Annotated in this window: 16 protein-coding genes; 11 read left to right on the top strand and 5 right to left on the bottom strand. The window is 58.2% G+C overall.

Annotated elements, in window-relative coordinates; all coding sequences use genetic code 11:
• Positions 1 to 884 precede the first annotated feature (884 nt).
• Together EQG79_RS02440 and EQG79_RS02435 are read left to right on the top strand one after the other, a co-directional pair.
• Positions 885 to 4469 (top strand): Ig-like domain-containing protein, encoded by a 3585-nt coding sequence (locus EQG79_RS02440; RefSeq protein ID WP_240699252.1) that lies wholly within the window; start codon positions 885 to 887, stop codon positions 4467 to 4469.
• A 154-nt stretch (positions 4470 to 4623) separates the two neighbouring features.
• A complete protein-coding gene (locus EQG79_RS02435) occupies positions 4624 to 7107 on the top strand; it encodes a TonB-dependent receptor (protein ID WP_129599704.1) in 2484 nt (827 codons plus the stop codon).
• Positions 7108 to 7114: 7 nt separating this feature from the next.
• Here EQG79_RS02435 and EQG79_RS02430 read toward each other — a convergent pair whose 3' ends face one another.
• From EQG79_RS02430 to EQG79_RS02420, 3 genes are all read right to left on the bottom strand, one after another.
• Positions 7115 to 8398: an acetyl-CoA hydrolase/transferase family protein gene (locus EQG79_RS02430; protein WP_077923160.1), complete on the bottom strand. Its 1284-nt coding sequence runs from the start codon at positions 8396 to 8398 to the stop codon at positions 7115 to 7117.
• A gap of 90 nt (positions 8399 to 8488) precedes the next feature.
• Complete coding sequence (locus EQG79_RS02425) at positions 8489 to 8902, bottom strand: DUF2267 domain-containing protein (protein WP_077923159.1); 414 nt, start codon at positions 8900 to 8902, stop codon at positions 8489 to 8491.
• Between the two features lie 88 nt (positions 8903 to 8990).
• Complete coding sequence (locus EQG79_RS02420) at positions 8991 to 10403, bottom strand: GH1 family beta-glucosidase (RefSeq protein WP_394343298.1); 1413 nt, start codon at positions 10401 to 10403, stop codon at positions 8991 to 8993.
• Between the two features lie 163 nt (positions 10404 to 10566).
• On the opposite strand from EQG79_RS02420, the gene EQG79_RS02415 reads away from it, so the two are divergent.
• The gene (locus EQG79_RS02415) at positions 10567 to 11589 is read left to right on the top strand and encodes a hypothetical protein (protein ID WP_129599700.1); all 1023 of its coding nucleotides are present in this window, start codon (positions 10567 to 10569) and stop codon (positions 11587 to 11589) included.
• 79 nt (positions 11590 to 11668) lie between these two features.
• Here EQG79_RS02415 and EQG79_RS02410 read toward each other — a convergent pair whose 3' ends face one another.
• Together EQG79_RS02410 and EQG79_RS02405 are read right to left on the bottom strand one after the other, a co-directional pair.
• Positions 11669 to 12061, bottom strand: a complete 393-nt coding sequence (locus EQG79_RS02410) for a hypothetical protein (RefSeq protein ID WP_077923157.1) — start codon at positions 12059 to 12061, stop codon at positions 11669 to 11671.
• Between the two features lie 121 nt (positions 12062 to 12182).
• Positions 12183 to 13199 (bottom strand): bile acid:sodium symporter family protein, encoded by a 1017-nt coding sequence (locus tag EQG79_RS02405; protein ID WP_129599698.1) that lies wholly within the window; start codon positions 13197 to 13199, stop codon positions 12183 to 12185.
• A 399-nt stretch (positions 13200 to 13598) separates the two neighbouring features.
• Here EQG79_RS02405 and EQG79_RS02400 point away from each other — a divergent pair, with 399 nt between their 5' ends.
• From EQG79_RS02400 to EQG79_RS02365, 8 genes are all read left to right on the top strand, one after another.
• A complete protein-coding gene (locus EQG79_RS02400; RefSeq protein ID WP_077923155.1) occupies positions 13599 to 14348 on the top strand; it encodes an FHA domain-containing protein in 750 nt (249 codons plus the stop codon).
• An 87-nt stretch (positions 14349 to 14435) separates the two neighbouring features.
• Entirely contained in the window at positions 14436 to 15425 is a 990-nt protein-coding gene (locus EQG79_RS02395) for a hypothetical protein (protein WP_129599695.1), read from the top strand.
• A 5-nt stretch (positions 15426 to 15430) separates the two neighbouring features.
• Entirely contained in the window at positions 15431 to 16036 is a 606-nt protein-coding gene (locus EQG79_RS02390; RefSeq protein WP_129599693.1) for an FHA domain-containing protein, read from the top strand.
• Between the two features lie 3 nt (positions 16037 to 16039).
• Positions 16040 to 16849: a PP2C family protein-serine/threonine phosphatase gene (locus tag EQG79_RS02385; RefSeq protein ID WP_129599691.1), complete on the top strand. Its 810-nt coding sequence runs from the start codon at positions 16040 to 16042 to the stop codon at positions 16847 to 16849.
• Positions 16846 to 17619 carry a caspase family protein gene (locus EQG79_RS02380; protein WP_129599689.1) on the top strand — a complete coding sequence of 258 codons (774 nt, stop codon included), beginning with the start codon at positions 16846 to 16848 and terminating at the stop codon, positions 17617 to 17619. The genes EQG79_RS02385 and EQG79_RS02380 overlap by 4 nt, the downstream gene beginning before the upstream one ends.
• 34 nt (positions 17620 to 17653) lie before the next feature.
• Positions 17654 to 19900, top strand: coding sequence for a serine/threonine-protein kinase (locus EQG79_RS02375; protein ID WP_129599687.1), 2247 nt, complete (start codon positions 17654 to 17656; stop codon positions 19898 to 19900).
• A 12-nt stretch (positions 19901 to 19912) separates the two neighbouring features.
• Positions 19913 to 20809, top strand: coding sequence for a hypothetical protein (locus EQG79_RS02370; RefSeq protein ID WP_077923149.1), 897 nt, complete (start codon positions 19913 to 19915; stop codon positions 20807 to 20809).
• A 36-nt stretch (positions 20810 to 20845) separates the two neighbouring features.
• Positions 20846 to 22522: a LamG-like jellyroll fold domain-containing protein gene (locus tag EQG79_RS02365; protein WP_129599685.1), complete on the top strand. Its 1677-nt coding sequence runs from the start codon at positions 20846 to 20848 to the stop codon at positions 22520 to 22522.
• The last annotated feature ends 1 nt before the right edge of the window (position 22523 follow it).

The raw sequence follows: 22523 nt of genomic DNA, 5'->3' as shown, positions 1-22523 counted from the left end.
TAGCCGTGAGCTTACTGCTTGTTTGCAGTACCATGCTCCGGGCGCAGGACCCTCTACGCTCATCGGCCCCCTCGCCAGCCGCTATCTGTCCGGGTACGTTCCCCAATGGTTTTTTCGATATTGCCGGTACGCAGGAACAGGCGTATGCCGCCTTTGTTGTCCAGCTATCCAGCGGGAATGGGTTTCGTACTATACCCTCCGTAATCCTGAGCAATCTGGGCCGATACGGTGCACAGGTACGGGCCACCGTTCCCGCCGATATACCAGCCGGCACCTACAAGGTGAGACTGGTTGGAACCCGTGATACAACCCTGGTCAGTAATATCACTGAACTTACCGTTAAGGCAAAGCCTGCCCCGCCTAGTGTTACTGCCGAGAGTGAAGTGTGTCAACGGCCGATGGGGTCTAATATTACTTCTTTTACAGTACCTGTTAAACTAAGTTCACCAGAAGCAATCCCCCGGCTATATGATTCAAATGGTAATACCGTCGGCTCTTTGACACCCTACGGAACTGCTACCGATAAATCATTCGAAATTTATTCTGGTAATGAAATTCCTGGCCAGAGGACGTTCTTTGCTACTCAGCAGATAAACGGTTGTGAGAGCGATCGGGCACAAGCCCGAATTACTGTAAAGCCCAGGCCTTCGTCATCTATCAACGTTGATAACATTGTTGGCGTAGGCAACGGAGCTGTTTACGGAATAATAGATTACTGTCAGGGCGACAAAGCTCTACCCTTGAACGAAAAAGGACATAAACCGCTGACGGATGGATCTATAGTGCTATACTCAAAGGATGTTTTTGGTTTAGGAGGAGAATCTAAACCACCTACGCCCTCTACAGATCAGGTCGGCAGTATTCAATTTGCTTTGTCTCATTATTTGAACGGTTGTCGAGCTTCACTGCAGCCTACAGCCTACATTACCGTAAAAATCAATGCACGACCTGAAAAGCCGACCGTATCGACCAACACGGTTACAGTCTGCCAGTTTCAGACGGCCGGCGGGCTGAGTGCTCAGACCAATGCGGATGGTGCCTCGCTGGTGTGGTACGGCACAAACGCAACGGGGGGGACGGGGTCCGCACAGGCGCCGGTACCATCGACTGGCAGTGCCGGCACGTTCACCTATTACGTAGCACAGAAAGTCAACGACTGCGAAGGTGAGCGGGCGGCAATTACCGTAGAGGTGAAAGCTGCCTCACCCGCGCCTACGGTATCGGCCGTGAGCTATTGCCTGGGTGCATCGGCCAGTCCCTTGTCGGCCATAGCGGCCAGTGGCGGTACGCTCAACTGGTACGCGGCTGCTACCGGGGGCACAGGCTCTCCGGCGGCACCATCGCCGGTTACCACCAGTACCGGGCAGCAGACGTACTACGTGTCGCAGACGGTGAGCGGGAGTTGCGAAAGTCCACGGGTGGCGTTGCCCGTAACGGTCTATGGTATTCCGCCTGCCCCGCGGGTCAGTACCGCCGAGGTATCGCTTTGCCAGTTTTCGGCCAGCCAAACGCTGACCGCAACGGGCGAGAACCTGAAATGGTATGAGCAGTCATCGGGGGGAGAAGCCCGCGGCTCGATTACCCTTACTACCGATGCGCCCGGTACCCGAAGCTATTACGTCAGCCAGACTGTCAATACCTGTGAAAGCGCCCGTACCGGCGTCAGCGTGACGATCAAAGAGGCACCGACGGCCCCGGCCGTTCAGAAGACAGCCTATTCGTTCTGCTTCGGCGACCCCGGCGCCGTTATTCGGACGGAAGTAGCGGTTCAGTCCGGCACCTACACCTGGTATGGCGTGGGGAACGGCCAGCCAACCCTCACCGATGTTAACAATGGAGAGCGGTTGCTCAGCGCGCGGGTGCCTGCTACCCAGACCGGCACGTTTACTTACTGGCTAACCCGCACCGTCAACGGCTGCGAAAGCGTAGCCAGCGAAAAAATGTCGGTTACCATCCACGCTATTCCGGCGGCTCCCGGGGTTGGCCCGGTGGCGATCTGTCAGAACACGGCCGCCCCCACGTTGCAGGCCACGGGCGAGAACCTGCGCTGGTACACCCGCGATAGCTCGGCTACCGGCTCGGCAACGCCCCCCGTAATCAGCACCGGGCAGGCGAGCCAGATGACCTTCTATGTAACCCAGACGATTAACAACTGCGAAAGCGCCCGGGCCACCCTGTCCGTGACGGTTTACCCCATACCCGCTGCACCGGGCGTAGCCAGCAACGGCTCCGCCTACTGCCAGAACGCGCAAGCTCAGCCGCTGCAGGCTACTGGACAGGGCTTAACCTGGTACCGCGAGTCAGGCACGCGGATCGGTGAAACGGCCATTCCGGAAACCAATAGCCCCGGCCGGTTTACGTACCGGGTCAGCCAGACCATCAACGGCTGTGAAAGCCCCCGCAGCGACCTGACCGTAACCGTAACTGCCCTGCCCGAGGCACCGGCGGTTACCAGTCTGGTGAGCTACTGTCAGCAAGCGGCTGCTTCGGCGCTGACTGCGTCGGGTAATGAACTGCGGTGGTACGATATGAACGGAAACGGCAGCAGCCAGGCCCCTACACCCTCGACCGAAAATCCGGGTACGACGACCTATTCGGTTAGCCGAACGGCGGGCGGTTGCGAGAGTCCGCGGGCCGAAATCAGGGTTGTCGTCAAACCCACGCCCAGCAGCCCGGCTACGGCGCCCTTGGCCGTCTGCCTGAACGAACCGGCCCGAACCGTATCGGCTGGCGGGCAAAACCTGCTCTGGTACACGACCGAGGCTGGGGGCTCCGGCTCGACAGCCGCCCCCACCGTGACTACCGGGCAGGCGAACCAGACAACCTTTTTTGTCACTCAGACGATCGATGGTTGCGAAGGCCCCCGGGCTGCGCTGGTCGTTACGGTTAAGCCGCTGCCGGCTCCGCCCGAGGTAAGCCCCCGAACGATCTGTCAGTTTGCGCCCGGCGAAACGGTTACGGCCAAAGGCGAGAACCTCGCCTGGTACAACCCCGATGGGAACCGGTTCACGATGCCGCCCACGATCAGTACCAGCCAGGGAGCCACCTTTACCTACCAGGTTACGCAGACGGTTAACGGCTGCGAAGGGCCCAAAGCAACCCTGACCGTCAGAATATTGACCACCCCGGCGCCGACCGTAGCAGCCACTACGGTCGAGTTATGCCAGGGCGCGACCGCACAACCGCTGGAAGCCAGTGGCAGGAACCTGAAATGGATTGACCCGAAAGGTGTGGTCAGCACGAGCGCGCCGGTGCCGCCAACGACGTCGCCTACAGCCAGTGCCGAGGGGGATATCTATTACGTGACCCAGACAGACACCAACACCTGCGAAAGTCCACGGACGGCTATTCGGGTCTTTGTGCAGACGACGCCCACCCTGTCGATCGGCGGAACGACTGCCGTTAACCTGGGCATAGAGGTGCCGCTGAAGCTGGCGTTTACCGGGGTGGGCCCCTACCGCTATCGGCTCTCGAACGGGCTGGCCGGAACGGCAACCAAAGACACCACCCTGCTGGTTCTGCCCGAGCGCACGACGACCTATCGGGTGGCCGAAGTAAGTAATAAATGCGGGCTGGGCCAGCCGGGGGGCGCGTCGGCGACCATCACCGTAGCGATCCCGGAGATACAGACCCTGGACCTTGCGGCCTCTTCGGTCTGCGCAGGCACGAGCGTTTCGACGGGCTTTACCACAACGGGGGTTTTCAATCCGGGGAGTGTGTTTAGGTTACAGATTGCCCGGGTCGAAGCGGATAGCACGAAAAACGACTTTATCACCATAGGCAACCAGACCATAAACGGGCAGATTTCAGGCGTTATTCCGACCAGTATTGCCGCCGGTACGTACCGGGTGCGCGTGATGGCTACCAACCCTAAAATTCCGATCAACGGGACCTATAGCCCTTCGTTGCTGACGGTACGAGCCCGGGCAACGGCTACGATGACGGGCAACCGAACCATTTTTGAGGGCGAGTCGGCCAATTTGTCGGTGGCGTTCACAGGCGATGCACCCTGGGTGTTTACCTATCAGGACACTACCGGGGGGGTACTGGGCAGTCCGAAAACGGTGCAGACGGCCTCCAATCCGCATACGCTTACGGTGATGCCCGCCCGAACAGCCACCTATTTCCTGACCGCCGTCAGTAACGTTTGCGGGAACGTAACCCCACCCCACAAAACCGTGCTGATTACAGTGGCTCCGCTGCTTTCGATCGATGATCAATCGCTGGCTAGTGTGGTCGAGGTGTATCCCATACCGGCTACAACCACGCTGACGGTACGTATTCACGGCTTGCCATCCAGCCAGACGGCCCGGCTGGAACTGGTCGATCTAACCGGCCGATCGACCTGGCAGCACGAAACCCGTCGCGATGCGGCTCTGGTGCCGCTAGACCAGCAGCCGGCCGGGACCTACATACTGCGGATTCGGGTTGGCGACCGGATGGCATCGAAGCGCATTACGAAGTTGTAGCGAACTGATGCAGACGATAAGCGCCTGAGCCGCGACCGGGCTGGTCGCGGCTCAATTTTGTACACACAGTCAGGTAAGTATCTGGTCCGGTACGCGTCATTGTATATCAGCGGATGATGTGATAATATTACCCGCTGATTGCTTCCTCTTGTTCATGAAAATCTTTGCTCGTTTCGGCGCAACGGTCTGCCTGTTGTCGCTGCTGGTCTGCCTGGCGGTTACGCCCCTGCTGGGACAGGGACAGTTAACCCAAACCCTGCGGGGCCATGTGGTCGATAAAGAATCCAAATTTCCGCTCGTGGGCGCTACGGTACAGCTGGCCGATAAGGGCGTACTGACCGATACGGCTGGCCTGTTTCGGCTAACCGGGATACCCGTTGGGCGGCATACCGTAAAGGTGACGCTGGTGGGCTACAAGGAGATGGTGCTCGCTGATGTGAGCCTGGATGCCGGGCGGGAAAAAATCCTGGACATTGAGCTGGAAGAGGAAATCCGGCAGCTGGTGGCGGTAACGGTGCAGGCGCAGCGAACCGGCGAGGCCCGTAACGAAATGGCAGTGGTGTCGGCCCGGCAGTTTTCGGTGGAGGAAACGAACCGGTACGCGGGCAGCCGGGGCGAACCGGCCCGGATGGCTTCCAATTTTGCCGGGGTGCAGGGCGCCGACGATTCCCGAAACGACATCGTTATTCGGGGCAACTCGCCCCAGGGAGTGCTCTGGCGCGTCGATGGCGTAAGTATTCCCAGTCCCAACCATTTCGCTATTGCAGGTACATCGGGCGGGCCGGTCAGTATCATCAATAACCGGTATCTGGCCAACTCCGATTTTTTTACGGGGGCTTTTCCGGCCGAATTTGGCAATACCGTGGCGGGCGCGTTCGACCTGAAGCTACGCAACGGAAATAATGAGCGCCACGAAAAAATGGTGCAGTTCGGCTTTCTGGGTACTGAAGCCATGGTCGAGGGGCCGCTGTCGAAGAGCTCGAAGGCGTCGTATCTGGCTACCTACCGCTACGCCAACCTGTGGCTGTTCAACAAAATCGGTATCGACATCGGAACCCAGGCGGTACCGACCTATCAGGACGGTTTTTTTCGGTTCAACTTCCCGCTCAGAAACCGGCGGGGCGAGTCGGTCGGGGCGCTGGCGCTCTGGGCCCTCGGCGGAACCAGCACCGTCGATATCCTCATCAGCGAACAGGAGGTGAAAGACCGTAACATCTTCGGCAATAACGACCGCGATCAGTATTACACCGCGCGTATGGGGGCCGCCGGACTGACCTATACCCGCCCGCTGAGTCCCCAGACGTTCTGGAAAGCGACGCTGGCCGTATCGGGCAATTCGCAGGATGCCAACCACAACTACCTGTTCCTGCGCAGGGACGGCGACCGCAACCCGCTGGTGGTGAACAATCGCTACGTAATCGACTCGCTCCGGCCGATCCTGGACTACCGGTTTTCGGAGATGAAGTACTCGCTGGCTACCTTCGTCAACCATAAGATCAGTGCCCGCGCTACCCTGAAAGTTGGTCTGAACACCGATCTGTACCGCTTTCGGGCGTTCGACAGCGTTCGGTCGTTTACCGATCTGAGCTACACCCGCTTCACCCCCTGGCGCACGCGCTGGAACACGAACGAAACCTTTGCGCTGGTACAGCCCTATGTCAGCTTCCGCCACCGCCTGACCGAAAATCTGACCCTGACGGCTGGCCTGAATGCGCTCTGGTTTACGCTCAACACCCGCAGTGTAGCGCCGGTAGAGCCTCGGGTCGGGCTGAGCTGGGAGCTGCCCGCCCGGCAGAAACTGAGTCTGGCCGCAGGACTACACAGCCAAATACAGCCGCTCTATACCTACTTCTACGCCGAAAACCCGGGCAGTGGCTCGGCCGCGGGGCCGCTGGCCAACCGGACAATGGGCCTGACCAAAAGCTGGCATTATGTAGCCAGTTACCAGCGGCTGCTGGGGCGTAGCATTCGGCTGCTGCTGGAGACGTATTACCAGCGCCTGTTCAACATACCCGTCGAACAGGCGCAGTCGTCGTTTTCGATGGTCAACACGGGGGCGGCCTTCTCCCGAATCTTTCCGGGTCCGCTGGTCAACACCGGAACCGGCCGTAATTACGGGCTGGAGCTAACGGTCGAGAAGTTTTTCAGCAACCACTATTATTTCCTGCTCACGGGCTCGGTCTTCGATGCAAAATACACCGGGTCTGACGGGGTGCTGCGAAATACGGATTTCAACGGGCGCTACGCCTTCAATGCCCTGTTCTCGAAAGAATTTGTATTCCGGCGATCGTCGCTCAACCTTGGGTTCAAATACACCACCACCGGCGGGCGCTGGTACGGCCCGGTCGATGAAGCAGCGTCGCGGCTGAACCAGGAGATTATTTACCAGAGCGCAAGCCGCAACACCCTTCAGTTTGCGCCTTACAAACGCTTCGATCTGAAGGTCGATTACAAGATGAACCGCGGGGCAGCCGACCGCCGGGGCCTGACCCATACGATCTCGGTCGATCTGGTGAATATCCTCGGTATACAGAACCTGCTGTCGCTCAGCTACGCGCCCCAGCCCGACGGCAGCTTCATCAAACAGGAATACCAGCTCGGGTTTCTGCCGATTTTCCTGTACCGCGTCGATTTTTAATGGCTGTTTAGAGGTGGCCGAAGCGCGCGAACGCCTGCCGTTCCAGCTCTTCGCGGTGGTCGGGATGGGCAATGTTGATCAGGGCCCGGGCGCGCTGGCGCAGGTTCTGCCCATACAGGTCGGCGATGCCGTATTCGGTAACGATGTAATGCACGTGGGCGCGGGTCGTGGTGACGCCGGCGCCTTCTTTTAGAAACGGAACGATCTTGCTCAGGCCCTTGCTCGTTACGGAGGGGAGGGCAATTATCGGTTTGCCGCCTTCCGACAGCGACGCGCCCCGTACGAAGTCCATCTGCCCGCCAACCCCCGAGTACTGCATGGTACCGATGGTGTCGGCGCAGACCTGGCCGGTGATGTCGATCTCGATGGCCGAGTTGATGGCCGTTACTTTCGGGTTGCGCCGGATGATAGAGGTGTCGTTGGTGTAGCTGGCCTGCTTCATAGCCACCCCGGGGTTGTCGTCGATGAAGTCGTATACCCGCTGACTGCCCATGACGAAGGCCGATACAATCCGGTAAGGTAGCACGGTTTTGTGCTCGCCGGTGATGACGCCCCGCTCAACGAGGTCGATGACGCCGTCGGAGAACATTTCGGTATGAATACCCAGGCCTTTGTGATGAATCAGTTCGGCCAGGGTGGCGTTGGGAATACCGCCGATGCCCAGCTGTAGCGTAGCCCCATCCTCAACCAGGCTGGCTACGTACTGCCCGATTTTACGGTCGTCGGCGCTGATCTCGCCCGTGTGTACTTCGTAGATCGGCTCGTCGACCTCCACGGCCGCGTGCAGCATACTGGCCGGAATCAGTCCATCGCCGTGGGTGCGGGGTACGCGGGGGTTCACCTGCGCAATGACGTACTTGGCCGACCGGATGGCCGCCAGCGACACATCGACCGAGGGGCCAAGCGAGCAATAGCCGTGCTGATCCGGGGGCGACACCTGAATCAGGGCCACATCAACGGGTAGAATCCGACGGCTGAACAGCAGCGGCACCTCACTCAGAAACACCGGCACGTAATCGCCGATACCCTGCGCGAGCTGCTTCCGCATGTTGGCGCCGATAAAGAACGAATTGGGCCGGAACGACTCGCGGTACTGCGGCTCCAGATAGGGCAGGGGGCCTTCGGTATGGATGTGGCAGACTTCTACGTCGCGCAGCTCGGGCGCCCGGTCGACCATAGCCCGGATCAGGACATGCGGAGTCTGGGCTACGCTGTGGATAAAAACACGATTGCCCGACTGGATGGCCGATACGGCCTGCTCGGGCGTGGTAAGAGGAAGGATAGTGGACATAAACTGGGGAACAGAACGGGTGATGATGAGTGGGGAGCGATGCGGCTGGCCGTTGTTCGGTTCGTATCCCTCCCCGCTCGTCACAACGCGTTAATTAGGGGCGTTACTGGCGGTTTTAACGTTGTCGAAAAGGGGCGCATAGTCGTCGGACAGGGTAATCCTGAGCTTGTGGAGCTCACCCTCCGTGACCATCGGGCCGAATACCTGCATGAACTGGTGCGTATAGCGTTGGCCGGTATCGGTGTCGACATTCAGTTTGTCCGCTACGCGCTCGTAAAATTCGGTTAGTTTAAAGCGTTCGCCCTGGTCGCGCTCTTCGGGGCTGATTTCGCGGATGATGTCGAGTAGCGGAGCCGGGAGCTGGGCGCCGAGGTTATCGGCTGCGTTGCCGGCCAGGTGCTGGGTCAGGGTGTGCAGAAAAGCGCGGGTAATGTCGAGGACTTCCTGTTCGGTGTCGACGCCGAGTTTTTCTTTGCCTTCGTGGATGAATTCAGGGTATTGCATAACGTTGGTTTTGGTTTAGAAATACAACTGCTATGAACGGCGAAGTGTTGGTAATTAGCGGCAACGGGGACCGCCGGGGTCTACGGGTTTATAGTCGTTTCGACGTTTCGTTTTCGGCGGTCAGAAACTGCTGAAACCACCGCCCCGACGCCTTGACGATGCGCTGCTGGGTGCGGAAGTCGACGTAGACGAGTCCAAACCGGGGTCGGTACCCTTCGGCCCATTCGAAGTTGTCGAGGAACGTCCAGGCAAAATACCCATCGACCGGAAGCCCCTCCTGCCGGGCCCGGAGCACCTGAGTGAGGTACTGCTGATGATACTCGGTGCGGGCCGTATCGTTAACCATTCCGTGCTGGACGGTGTCGTAAAAAGCCGCCCCACTCTCGGTAATAATCAGCTTCTTTATACCGGCATACTGGCTGAACTGACGGATGATCCGGTACATGCTGTCGGGATACACTTCCCAGCCCATCTCGGTAATAACGGGTACCCCCCGCCGAAGCGCCGTGACTTCCTTGGCCCAAAGGTAGGGCATGAATAACGACTGCTCAACCACCGCCCGGAAGTAATGCTGAAGACCAATGAAGTCGAAATCGAACGCCAGCCGCTCCATGTCGCCGGGTTTGGCAACCTTCCGGGCAATGTCGCTCAGGAAAGGCAGGGTGTCGCTGGGATAGCCGAGGCCGAGGGCGGGTTCGATAAAAAGCCGGTTCATCAGCGCGTCGACCCGGGCCGCTGCGTTCTGGTCGCGGGGGGTAAACGGATCGACCGGCGAGCAGGAGAAAGCCGTGCCGATCTGAGCGTCGGGCACATTTTGCCGTACCATGCGGCCTCCTTCGGCCTGCGCCAGGGCGGTGTTATGAATAACGGGCAGCAGATTCCAGAACCCCCGACGCCCCGGCGCGTGCTGACCGGTAAAATAGCCCAAAACCGAAAACGCCAGCGGCTCGTTCAGCACGATCCAGTGCTTGACCTTGTGCCCGTAGGCTTTGGTACAGACATCGACGAAATCGGTGAACCAGTCGACGATCTGGCGGTTGGGCCAGCCGCCCTGGTTTTCCAGCGCCAGCGGCAGATCCCAGTGGTAGAGGGTAATCCAGGGGGTAAGGCCCAGCCGGAGGCAGTGGTCGATCAGCCGGTCGTAAAAAGCCAGGCCCGCTTCGTTGATGCGTCCACCCCGTGGTGGGGCCGTACCGTCGGGCAGAATCCGTGACCACGACAGTGAGAACCGGAAATGGTCGAGACCCAGCTCTTTATGGAGTCGTAAATCGGATTCATAGCGGTCGTAAAACTCGCAGGCTATATCGGCATGCTCGCCGGTTTTGATCTTGCCTTTCTGTTTGCTGAACGTATCCCAGATGGAGGGGCCGCGCCCGTCGCGGTCGACAGCGCCTTCAATCTGGTAGGCGGCTGTGGCTGTGCCCCAGATAAAATCGGTACCAAATGCCGGGCGGTTCAGCAGGGGCGGGGTGTCGGTTCGGGGCGGTTGGTGGGTCGACAAAATAGACGGACTAGCGATGAAGACATAACGATCGAACAAACGCAAAGGGTTTGGTCGTAACAAAAGCTTAATATGACACCGTCGGGGCGCCGGGGGCCAGCCCGCGAAACAACCCATCGTGTCGGCCCGTATCTTTACCCCGCCACCCAGCTACCGGTTGTCTATGCCTATCATCTCAAAGAAGAAACGTGCTTATCCCATCAGTGGCCCCCTGCGGGTATATCTGGAGCAGTACAATCGCGAGCATCGGCTGCCGATACAGTATACCGACCTGCTTCGGTACGATAATTCGGCTTCGCTGTTCGACAAGCGCGACCGCGATACGCTCTGGGAAACCGTTTATTACCCGGCGCTGGAAACCGACGATATCCTGCTGGCGCTCAAAACGATCTACGCCATCCTGAAAGCCGACGGCGATATGTCGATCACGGCCCACCTCACCATCGATCGGGTCGATCTGTGCCTGTACGGCAACACCCGGCCCTTTCGGGTGCGGGTGCGGAACTTGGTCAACGATAACTTCGACTATTTCTACATCAAGAATGCCGATGCCTCCCGCATTTACGGTCTGGAGCTGGAGCATATCCTGTCGCCCAATCGCATCAGTTACCTGACCAGCGGACAGACCCTCATCGAAGAGCACATTGCCGGGATTCCGGGCGATATGTTTTTCGAGCAGCAGATGCACGACGAGGACATGAACCCGATCCGGCTCTGCAAGGAGTTCGTGAAGTTCAACGAACGGTGTTTCGTGCGGCTCCTGGGGGATATGCACTCGAGTAATTTCGTGGTCGACATCACGCCCGACTTCGACGAGGTCTACTACCGCATTCGCGCCATCGACTTCGATCAGCAGTCGTACGAAGGCCGTAAATCGGTCTATATGCCGCAGTACTACCGGCAGAATCAGCCCATTATCGACCTCGGTACGAGCTGCCTGACCCCCGAGAGTGTGCGCCAGTACCAAATTGAGGAGCGCTCGCTGGTAGCGGGGCGGCTGCGGGTAGAACAAGCCCGGATCGGCGATCTGATGGCGGCCATGCGGGTCGACGAAATTGCCCCCGGGGCCAACGTGGAGCAGTTGCGGGGCGCCCTGAACCGGCATTACCGAACCAGCCACTTCGATGCCTGCCGAACCATGGGCGACCTGGTCTGGCACAGTCTGGACATGCTGGCGGTTCACTGACTGGCGGCCGGTTTTTCCCAAAAAAACAAAAGGAACCGGCATCACGCCGGTTCCTCGTTTCGTTACGGTGGGGTATAGCTTAGCCTCTGCGACCGAAGGGGGCGTTAGGCCGACGGTATTGCTGCTGCGCAAACAGGCGCTCGCGCTGGGCGGAGGTCAGCACAGCCAGCATATCCTGGCGTTTCCGGAGTTGCAGCTGGCGGTAGGCGCTGGGCGTCAGGCGGGCCGTAGCTACGGTATGGTCGTAATTGTCTTCGATCTTGTGGAGTTGCTTTTCCTGACGGCGCGACAGACCAACGATGGCGTCGATACGGTCGATCTTCAGCTCCTCCTGCAATTCATCCCGGTTGCTGTTGTATTGGGTTCCGCCATACTGGGGACCACGGTTCGGCTGCGGGTAGCCACGTTGAGCAAAGGTTACGCCAGTGGTCAGTGCGAATAAGGTAAGGGCGGCTGCAATTGTCTTTTTCATGATTCAGTTGTTTTGCGTTTGTGGTTTACTGATCGTTAGAGACAATCCACGGCCGGGCGTTTAACCAGGGTATGGGCCTATCTGGCCGAATGCCGCTTTCGGGTGGCTGAGTCGCCCCGAATCACTTCTGAATGACAGGAGCGGGCGTGTCCCGCTGGCGGGCCATTGCCTGCGCCAGGATGCTGGCCACGATAAGCTGCAGCGCATGGTACATCATAATTGGCAACAGGGCAATACCGGCCACGCTGGCTGGAAACAGTACATTGGCCATCACGCTGCCCTGCACCAGCGACTTCTTGGAACCACAAAACAGCGCCGTAATCCGGTCTTCACGGCTGAAGTGGAGCAGTCGGCTGACCAGGGTAATAAACCCGTAGATGAGGAAAAACAGACCCAGCATCAGCGCGGCCAGCGAAAGCAGATCGGCGGCCGAATAGTCGGCAAACAGCCGGCGCTCGAACGATTCGCAGAAGGCCGTATAAACAATGAGCAGGATGGTGAACTGATCGAAGTAGCGCAGATACGCCTTGTGCCGTTCGGCAAACCAGCCCAGCCGCCGGTTCAGCAGCAGCCCCAGCACCACCGGCACCAGCACCTGCAGGGTCAGCTTACCGATAACCCCGCCCAGATCATAGTCGCCACCCGTACTCGACAGCAGATAACTCATCCAGAGGGGGGTGAAGAAGACGCCGATCAGGCTGGAGATGCTGGCGTTGAAGATTGCCGCCGGCAGATTACCGCCCGCAATAGAAACCATTACGACCGACGACGAAACCGTAGAGGGCAGGGCCGCGACGTAAAAGATACCGAGCCATAGCAGTTCGGTGTCGGGAGTGAGCCAGACCGCCCGGGCCGCGAGCACCACCGCCGGAAAGACGAGAAACGTGGTCAGGTGAATAACCGAATGAAGGCGGTAGTTACGAAGCCCGGCCCGTAACTGTTCGAAGTTGAGCCGCAGCCCGTAGAAGAAAAAGATCAGCGAGACGCCATAACCCGCCAGCGACGACAGGGAAAAAGGTCCCTGCTGAACACCCGGTTCGGGAAAAAGCCGCGCCAGACCAATCATGGCCAGTAGGGCGAGAATAAACCAGTCGAGCCCGACGCGGGCCAGTAAAGAGCCGAATGATGAGTTTGCCATACCAACGGGTAACCGACCCCGGGTGATTTTCGTTTGAAACCACCCGGGGTTTTGGAGGTGGGCTCGAAGGGTTGCCTTTTTTGCCCCCAGCCCCCTGAAGGGGGAGATAACCCCGTCGAGTGGGCTCCCCCTTTAGGGGGCTGGGGGCAAAAAAGGCAGCCCCTCGAGCCGACTAAAGTCAGCAGATATCTTCCCCAGACAACCTCTTGGCTGAGCAGACTGGGTACTGGCCAGACCACGTTTTTTGATAATGAAAAATGAACTTATAAGATGATCATCAGATCATTAATTGTACGGCGGAACGACCGCTTACGAAAAGGAAGGCTACAGGTCGGTCATTAATTTGTTTCTAAGCCTGTATAATTTATATATTAGTGTCGGAATTCGATTCCCCTATCCATGCCTTCTTTAGCTAGAAATGACAGCCAGTTGGAGCAACTGATTGACGATCTGAGTCAATTGCCTGCCTATACCATCGGGCGTCGTTTCGACAATCAGATTGTGATTGCCAACGCCAGAGTAAGCGGCTACCACGCCCGGTTGATCCGCTGTACACCCACCACCTTCGTTCTCGAAGACCTCGCCAGCAAAAACGGTTCGTTCGTCAATGGCACCCGCATCGTCCGCAAAATTGTGGATAGCCACGATACAATCCGTTTCGCCGATGCTGAGCTAACCATCCCGGAGCTACTGGCTCTGCGGAAGTCCGACCCGGTAACGGTCGAGCCGACGCCACCCCCTGCCAACCCGGAGCCCACCGCTAATCCGCTGGATTTTACACGCGCTTTTGCCGACTTACGACAGGTGTTTGACCAGTATCCTAACCTGCGCCGGGACTGTCGAAACCGCGAAAAAATGATCCGGACGGGAAGTGTACTGCTATCGTCGGTGGTCGGTATCGGTGCCGTACTGTCAACCGGTGGGCTGGCGTTTACGCTCCTCTCCAGTGCGGGATTGGGCATGCTGGTGCCTACGCTATGCTCTACGCTCCTGTCGACCGACGAAAAACTCGAACTCATCGACAAGGAATACCGGGAACGTTACCGCTGCCCTAACCCCACTTGCCGCGATCCGTTTGGGAGCCGGGAGTGGGAGCTGCTGGCCCATCAGAAAGTGTGTCGACGCTGCCAGGCGATTTGGGTCCGGTAAAATTATCGTCAATAGCCACTTACCTTTTTCGGTCGACACCTATACAGAGTTATACAGACGCTTTTCATCTATAATCAACGTATTATCATGTCACAACTATCCACACCCATCGATCTGCAGACTGACGTTTATCCGTCGACGCCAGCCCCGGCTACCCCAACGCCAGCCGTTGTTACTACCCCGACCAGCCGCCCGGACCGGAAGAAGCTGGCGGGCATCTCGGCCGCAGCCCTCTTGCTCGGCGGAGCCAGCTGGGTGGTCAGCCGGGCCATCCTCGCCAAACAGAACAGTCAGGAACCCTCTGTCGGTGGTAACCCACCAGGTACTGATGTGCCATCGTCGATCGAGTTGCCGGCCGAGCTGGACGTAGCCGGGACGGTTACCGATGCCATGCCGTTTGAGCAGGCCTTCGAGGTTGCGCGGCAGGAAGTCGGTTTTGGCGGGGTGTTCAGCTGGCACGGCCACTGGTACAGCACCTTCGAACAGGCGGAATGGAGCAGCCTCTCGCTGGCCCAGCGCCACCAGTTTGCGGAAATGATTACCCAGGAGCAGCTGCCCGTCAAGCCTTATGCCGATTCGGAAGCACCGGTTGCCGCGACTCCATCGGAGGCCGGGCAGGACGCAAAAGCCGGGGCCGAGCCTACCGTCATTGAAGGGCATATGAATGGTCAGCGGGTTATGGGCATCGACTACGATCAGGACGGCGTCATCGATACGCTGGTGATGGAAGGAGCCGACGGCCATGCCTACCGGGTGGTCGATGCCAGCGGTGACGAAGGGCTGGACACCCTCCTGCGCTACGACTCCCTCGACGGAGAACTGGTGGAGATCAAAAAGATCGACGATCCGTTCGTGCTGAGCAACGACCAGTTCAGCCAGGGGCTGGAAGCCAGTATGTCGAAAGAAATTGTGGACTCCATTCTGGAGCCGACCATGGCGCCGGTAACCCCCGCAGCACCGACCGATCAGCTGAACGACGCCAGCACCGAACCCGATGAGGTTGATTACGTAGCCGATGCTCACGAGCCGGACGATACCTACGTCAACAACGGCGATGTCAGCGAGATGGACGAGTAGGGCGTATGACAGGCTTCAAAACTACGCTTATCACCTGCCATCAGTGCGCCCGGCGCATTATGGTTCGGGCGGCCGATGCCGAGCGCGGCAGCATCGTATGCTCTCACCTGGGCTGCGGGGCCATCAACACCCTGCAAACGACGTTTCAGTATGACGAACGGCTGGTACAGGGGCTTCCCGGCTTTGGAAAGCTGGTTTGTCAGCGCGACCCGACGCAGGTATACCCACTTCAGTTCGGCGATAACGTGATCGGCACAGCCAATACCTGTACGGTTCAGGTGGAGCGGTTCATGCATGGCGGACAGTGCTTCGTCAGCCGGCGGCATTGCACCCTGACGGTTACGTTCGATCCCTGGGCGGGCCAGCTGCGGTACCTGCTCCAGGACGGCGTTGCTGATCCGCAGCAGCCCGATACCCGACAGTATAGCCTGAACGGTACCCAGCTGAACCAGGTGTCGATTCGCAAAACCGAACTGATCGACGTCGCTGACCAGGCGCTGATTACCCTGGGCGGAGCCGATCAGTTTCGGCTGATCCATTTTTCTATTCCACAGCCCATGCTCGACTCGTATAGGATCGAGCTGGCCTTCAACCCCGATCGCACTCAGTAAGTTATGATTATTCAGCCTGCTTTGCCGCTTGCGTTTTCGCAGGTCGGTCAGCGGCCTGTCAACCAGGATGCCCTGTATCCGCCGGTCGACATGGCCACGCCAGCGTCGCAGCTCTTTATCGTTTGTGATGGAATGGGGGGCGCCGACAAGGGCGAAGTGGCGAGTCAGCTGCTGTGCCAGGCCCTCGCCCGGTACGCCAGCGCCCGACCTGAACTGGTCTTTGACAGCCACCACCTGAGCCGCGCCCTCGATGAAGCGTACGAGGCCTATAACGCCTATCTGCAGGCGCACCCGCTCGTTAGCCGCATGGGTTCAACGCTGGCCCTGGTACAACTCCACGAGCAAGGCGTTACGGTAGCGCACCTGGGCGACAGCCGGGTTTATCAGTTTCGGGACGGGAAAATCATCTTCTGCACCCAGGATCACCGGCAGGTGACCGACATGGTGGAGGCCGGTATTATCACTGCTGCCCAGGCCCGAACCCATCCCTGGCGAAACCGGCTCAGCCGGGCGGTACTGGCCGTTGCCAGCGCGTCGGCCGTTGACAAACCCGCAGCCCGGCCAGCGGCCGATGTGGTTGTGCTGACCGATGTTCAGCCCGGCGACTACTTTTTCATGTGTACAGACGGGGTGCTGGAAACGCTCGACGATCAGATGCTGGAAACGATACTGGCCATCGACCGGTCGGAGCGGGAGCATATCCAGTCTATGCAGATCATGTGTGCGGGCCAGACCAAAGACAACTACTCGGCTTATCTGATCGGTATCCGTCAGGTAGCCCAGCCCGAACCCGCTAGCTCTATTTTGTCATGATCGTACACGCCTTGCTGAGTCTGCTGTCTTTACTGTGGCTACCGGATCCGGTAGCTACCGGGCAGACCTATGCCGTGGTAATCGGCATTTCAGACTACAAAGCCCTGACGTATTCGACGGGTGATCTGCGGTTTGCGGATCGGGATGCCTGGCATGTGGTTTCATTTCTGAAAAGCCGCGCCGGGGGCAACGTACCAGCCGCCAACATCCGGCTCCTGACCAACCAGCAGGCTACGCAGGCCAATATTGCGCAGGCGCTCCTGCTGTTTCGGCAGGCGCGTCGCACCGATCGGGTGATTCTCTACTTTTCGGGACATGGACTGCCCGACAGTTTTGTGCCTTACGATGCCCGCCCCGACAGCCCCGCGCGACTGTTGAGCTACCCAATGATCAAGGCTGCCTTCCACGACTCGGAAGCCCAAACCAAACTCTGCATCGCTGACGCCTGCATGTCGGGGGGCATGACCCAGCCCAGGACCAGCCGCCCGACCTTCGTACAGCCGGTTCATGACGGGAGCAACGTGGCCATGCTGCTGGCCAGCCGGTCTACCCAGTACGCGCTCGAAGATGGCCGGCTGGCCGGGGGCGCCTTCACGTATTTCATACTGCGGGGACTGACGGGCCAGGGCGACCTGGATGGTAACCGGATCGTGACCATCCGCGAGCTGCACCGATACATTGCTCCGCGCGTCCGGAAGATGACACGCGGTCAGCAAACGCCCCTGTTTTACGGCCGCTTTTCCGACGATCTGCCCCTGGCCTATCTGTAAGCGTTCACCTGACTGATTAATTACGTTGCTTGCTATGAATCAAACGTTTACTACTTTTCAGGACTTCAGACAACGCTACCCCATCCGCCCTAACGATGAGGGTATGCTGTTGGGCAGCGGCTCGTACGGGCGGGTTATCAAGGTCGAAGATCAGCTGGAAACGGAATGGGTTGCCATCAAGATCAGCGAGTTCAAAGGCAACGATACCAAATCGCTGAAGGCCGAAGTGGAGCTGGCCCAGCGGGTGCCGCGCCAGGCCAACATTGCCCGGTACGACGCCTGCTACCGGCTCGAAACCGACACGAGCGTCAGCGATTTTGCCATCATGAAGTACTACCCGGATGGTAACCTGGCCGATCTGCTCCGGCGGGTCACGCTGACGCCGGCCCAGATCTACGACATTTCGCGGGGTATCCTGCTCGGCCTTCAGCATCTGCACCGTAGCCGAATCGTACACCGCGATTTCAAACCGGCCAACATCCTGATCTCCCGCGACAACGCCGGCCGGTTCATCCCCAAGATTGCTGATTTCGGACTGAGCAAACTGGTGCGCGACGATGAAATCGAAAGTTCTGACTTCGACCTGAGCGATGGGCGCGGCACTCCCTCCTATAAAGCTCCCGAACAGATTGAAGGGAGCCGGGTGAGCTTCAACCTCGACTTATGGGCGTTTGGGGTGATTCTCTACGAGATCATGACGGGCGAGAAACCGTTCCGGGCCGACCTGCGAGTCACCAGCGAACAATCGGCCCGGCGTGAGATCGAGAAAAAAATCATTACCGTTGAGCTGCCTGCCCGGCTCGATCAGGTGCCCCAGCCGTATAATGCCATGATTCGCCGGTGTCTGGTGCGGGACATCCACGAGCGCGTTCGCAAAGAAGATGAGCTGCTCGACCTGCTCGACCGGATTCCGCAGCTGCTGGCCGACGCCAAAGCGCTGGCCGATGCCCGTCAGTATAAGCAGGCCATTGCCGTTTACGAGCAGGTACTGACCAAGCGCGAAAACCAGGCCGAAGCGCAGGCGGGTATCCGGCAGGCCAGGGCCGCGCTGGAGCGGCAGCTGCTCAACGACCTGATCGCCGAAGCCGAAACGCTGGTTCGGCAAAACCGGTTCGATCAGGCCAAATCGGTCTACGAGCAGGTGTTGCTGCGAGATGCATCACATACGGTAGCCACGCTGGGTCTGGCCCTGTGCGAAGAGCAGCTGCGTCCCAAACCTCAGCCGATCGAGCCGGAAACCGATGCATTTGTCGGCGAGCGGACCGACGTGTACGTAGCCCCACCGGCGCCTAAACCCGCTGTTGTCCGGCGTCCACCCGTCGTTAACCCCCCCGCGACGGAGCGCGCCAAACCCGTTTCGGGGCCGGTCGTGGCCGCACCGCCGGTACCCATCGGTTTACCCATCAGGCCGGTATCGACTCCTGTGGCTGAGGGTGTCGGTACGCGGCTGGCTACCCGAACGTTTCCGTGGCGGGTGGTTGCTCCGCTGGTGGGGCTGAGCGGTCTGGCCCTGTTTTTCGTGTTACAGCAACCCGGTTTGTTCGGTGGCAGCCAGCGTGTGGAAAACCCGGGAACAAAGAGCGAGAAGGCAACGGTCGTCCCGGCAGTACCGCCCGCTGGTGAGGATAAAAAAACGCCCAGGGAAACCACACCCGAAACAGTTTTGCCGGCTCCCGCAGGCCGGGAGGCCATCAACCAGCGCGTTACGGTTGCTCTTCAGAAGGCCAGATCGGCTTTTCGGCTGAAAGACTACGAAAAGGCGTACGTGCTGACTACCAGTGCCCTGCAGCTCGATCCGTCCCGGCGCGATGTGGCGAATTTGCGTACGGCATCCCTGAACGAATTGCGTAAGGTAAAAGCCCCCATCCCGGAAACACGCCCCCTGGCGGAGACGCCCAAACCCGGCGAGTCGCCCGCCCCGACGGACGATGCCAAAACCAAACCGGCCGATCCGACCCCAACCCCCAAAGAAACCGGAACCAGTGCAAAGCAGCTGGCGCAGGAAGAATTTGACCAGCTCATCGACGAGGGGATGAAGGCCATCACCAACGGCAACAACAAGGCCAAAGCCATGGCTGCCTTCACGAAGGCGCAGGGCCTCACCAAAGAATACGAACTCAACACCGCCCGGGCCGAAGCGGCTTACGCCTACAACATGAACAAGGCCGGGAAACTATTTGACAGAGACGAGCTGGAAGGCGCCAAAGACTGGTACCTGGTGGCCAAAGCTGTAAAAGACACCGAAGAAGTCCGACGGAAAATCAAACAATGCACAAACTAGTACCTCCATTTTATGCGTAAACTATTACATCTATCCATCCTGCTTTCGTTACTGACAGCCCCCTTTGTGACCACCGCCCACGGGCGCACCGCCTTCAGCCTGGCTGCGGTCGATGACGAATATGACCGGTACAAGAAACGGGGCGACGATTACTTCAAGGAAGGCAAGTACTTCGAAGCCCGCCGACAGTATCAGAACTGCCTGGAGGTGCCCGGCTTTGAGAACGACGCCTACGCCAGGGGCCAGATCGAGGAATGTACTACGGGACTGAACCTGCGCAAACAGGCCGAAGATGCCCTGCGGCAGGGCAAAGGACCCGAAGCCGTGGCGCTGCTGAACCAGCTGCTTAACCTAAACCCCGACGACGTAATTACCCGCGCCCAGTATGCCGACTATTACGAACGGGAAGGGAACGTACTCTTCAACCAGAAGCGGTATCTGCTGGCCCGGGAGAGTTATTCGAAAGCCCTTACCTATACCACCACCCGGCAGGAGACGCTGCGGCTTCAGATCAGAACCATCGACAACCTGACCCGGCCCTCCCGGCGCGTGGGGCTGAAACTGGCTACGGGTGTCGTAGCCATCGGGGCGGGTGCCTATGCTCTGCTGCTGCGGAGCGACTACCAGTCGAAACTAGATGCCCTGAACCAGATCAGCCAAACCACCGACCCAACCAATAGTGGCGAGATTGCCGACCCGGCCGCGTATCAGCAGTACAGCGACGCCTATGACGCAGCCGCAGCGGCCCAGAAGAAAAGCGGCCTGTTCAAGGCCTGCATCGGGGTAGCGGCCGTAGCGACGGTGGCCGAGATCTACCTGCTGCTGCGTAAACCCAAACCCCGCACAACGGCGCTGGAACTGAAACCGGCCTCGCAGTCGTGGGGACTGGCTGTATCCTACAAGTTTTAACTGTTTCTGTTCACACCCATTTTCGTGATAACACCCATGAATCGTTTCTCAACCTATATTATTTTCCTGCTTATGCTGGCCGCGGGCGGCACCCTGCTCGTAAGCTGCGACAACTGGGATCTACTGCCCAACAAAAAAACAAAGCGCAGCTGTGGTGAACCGAAAGGAACGTTGCGTGCGGACATACAACAGCTGAAAGTGAACTTCAGCATCGGGGAGGCTAGCGGCACCATCGATCAGGTCAAATGGAGTTTTGGCAACGGCAGTACGACCGTTACGACCGGTACGACAGCCACGCATACCTACGCCCAACCGGGTACGTACAATGTACAGGCAACGCTTACCAACGCCTGTAAGACGGAAATAACCCTGATCACGTCGGTTACGGTGAGCAATGCCGTTCTGCCAACGGTCACCCTCCAGCCGATAGCCGATATCTCGAAGACGACAGCAAAAGCTACGATGGCGATAACCTCCAACGGAAATGCCACGATTACGGCGTATGGAATCTGCTACTCGTCAAGCAATAAAGTGCCTGCATTAAATCAGTCAGACTGTAAAACGGCCCCAATTACAGGCACCGGCGATATCAATAAAGATTTTCCAACGTCAGTAACGGGTTTGTCTCCGAATACGACTTATTATATACGCAGTTATGCCGTCAATCAGGCAGGACCTGGTTATAGCTCCCCTGTGCTAACATTTACGACGGGCCAGGACCCGTCGGTAACGACACTGGGGTCTTCCAATGTCGCGTCAACCACCGCTACCGTCGGCCTGGTCGTCAACACACCTGGTACTCCGTCGGCTGTAGAATACGGTATATGCTACTCATTAAATAGTACGCCCGATCTAAATAATGGCAGTAAACATATAGTTACAAGTCCGCCAGTAGGTACCAACGTGTCTGTTCCGCTTACAGATCTTACACCCAATAAGACATATTATTACCGGGCGTATGCCAAACTGCCGTCTGGTGAAATTATCTACAGCACTACGATTCTGTCGTTTACGACGCCACTGGACACCGTAACGAATGATCTTATCGCGTCGGTGTCGTTTACGGATGGTTCCATGAAGGATATAACTGTTTACAAAAACGATGCGAATCCAGCGGGTACTCCAACCTTCACTACTGACCGTAGAGATAGACCAAACTCGGCTATTCTGCTCGATGGAGTCGAGGATTATTTCTTCATGAATGACAACGCCAGCCTGAATAATTTAGATGAATTTAGTATCAGCCTATGGATCAAGGCGAATCCGATCAACAACGTAAATGATCGGATACAGATATTTAACAAGTCGAAATGGGCCACCAGTGAGAATGAGATGTACAGCGCACTGATCAAGAAAAGTGAGAGCGGGTCGAACAACTACATATTTATGGCTGACATAAAACAAAATAGTAACTGTCAACCTGGTAAAGGCTGGCAGCCATCGACGTTTAGTGGAAAACTTACGCCCGGTGCCTGGACTCATCTGGTATATGTGTACTCGAAAAATACACTCAGTATCTATTACAACAACTCACCCCTCGCGCAGAGTGACCCTCTGCCAGCTTCCAGTATGGACAAATGCCCCGGCGGGGAGCTGAAGTTTGGGGCTCAACTTCGTGAGTATCCTAACTATTTCAGCGGTGCCATGGACGATATCCGGATCTACAAGCGGGCGCTTAGACCTGACGAAGTAAAATCGCTTTTCGAGCAGTAGA

It is taken from the genome of Spirosoma sordidisoli (assembly GCF_004138325.1).
Taxonomy (GTDB): domain Bacteria; phylum Bacteroidota; class Bacteroidia; order Cytophagales; family Spirosomataceae; genus Spirosoma; species Spirosoma sordidisoli.
The sequence above is the reverse complement of the archived record's forward strand: the minus strand, read 5'-3'. Positions and strand labels throughout refer to the sequence as shown.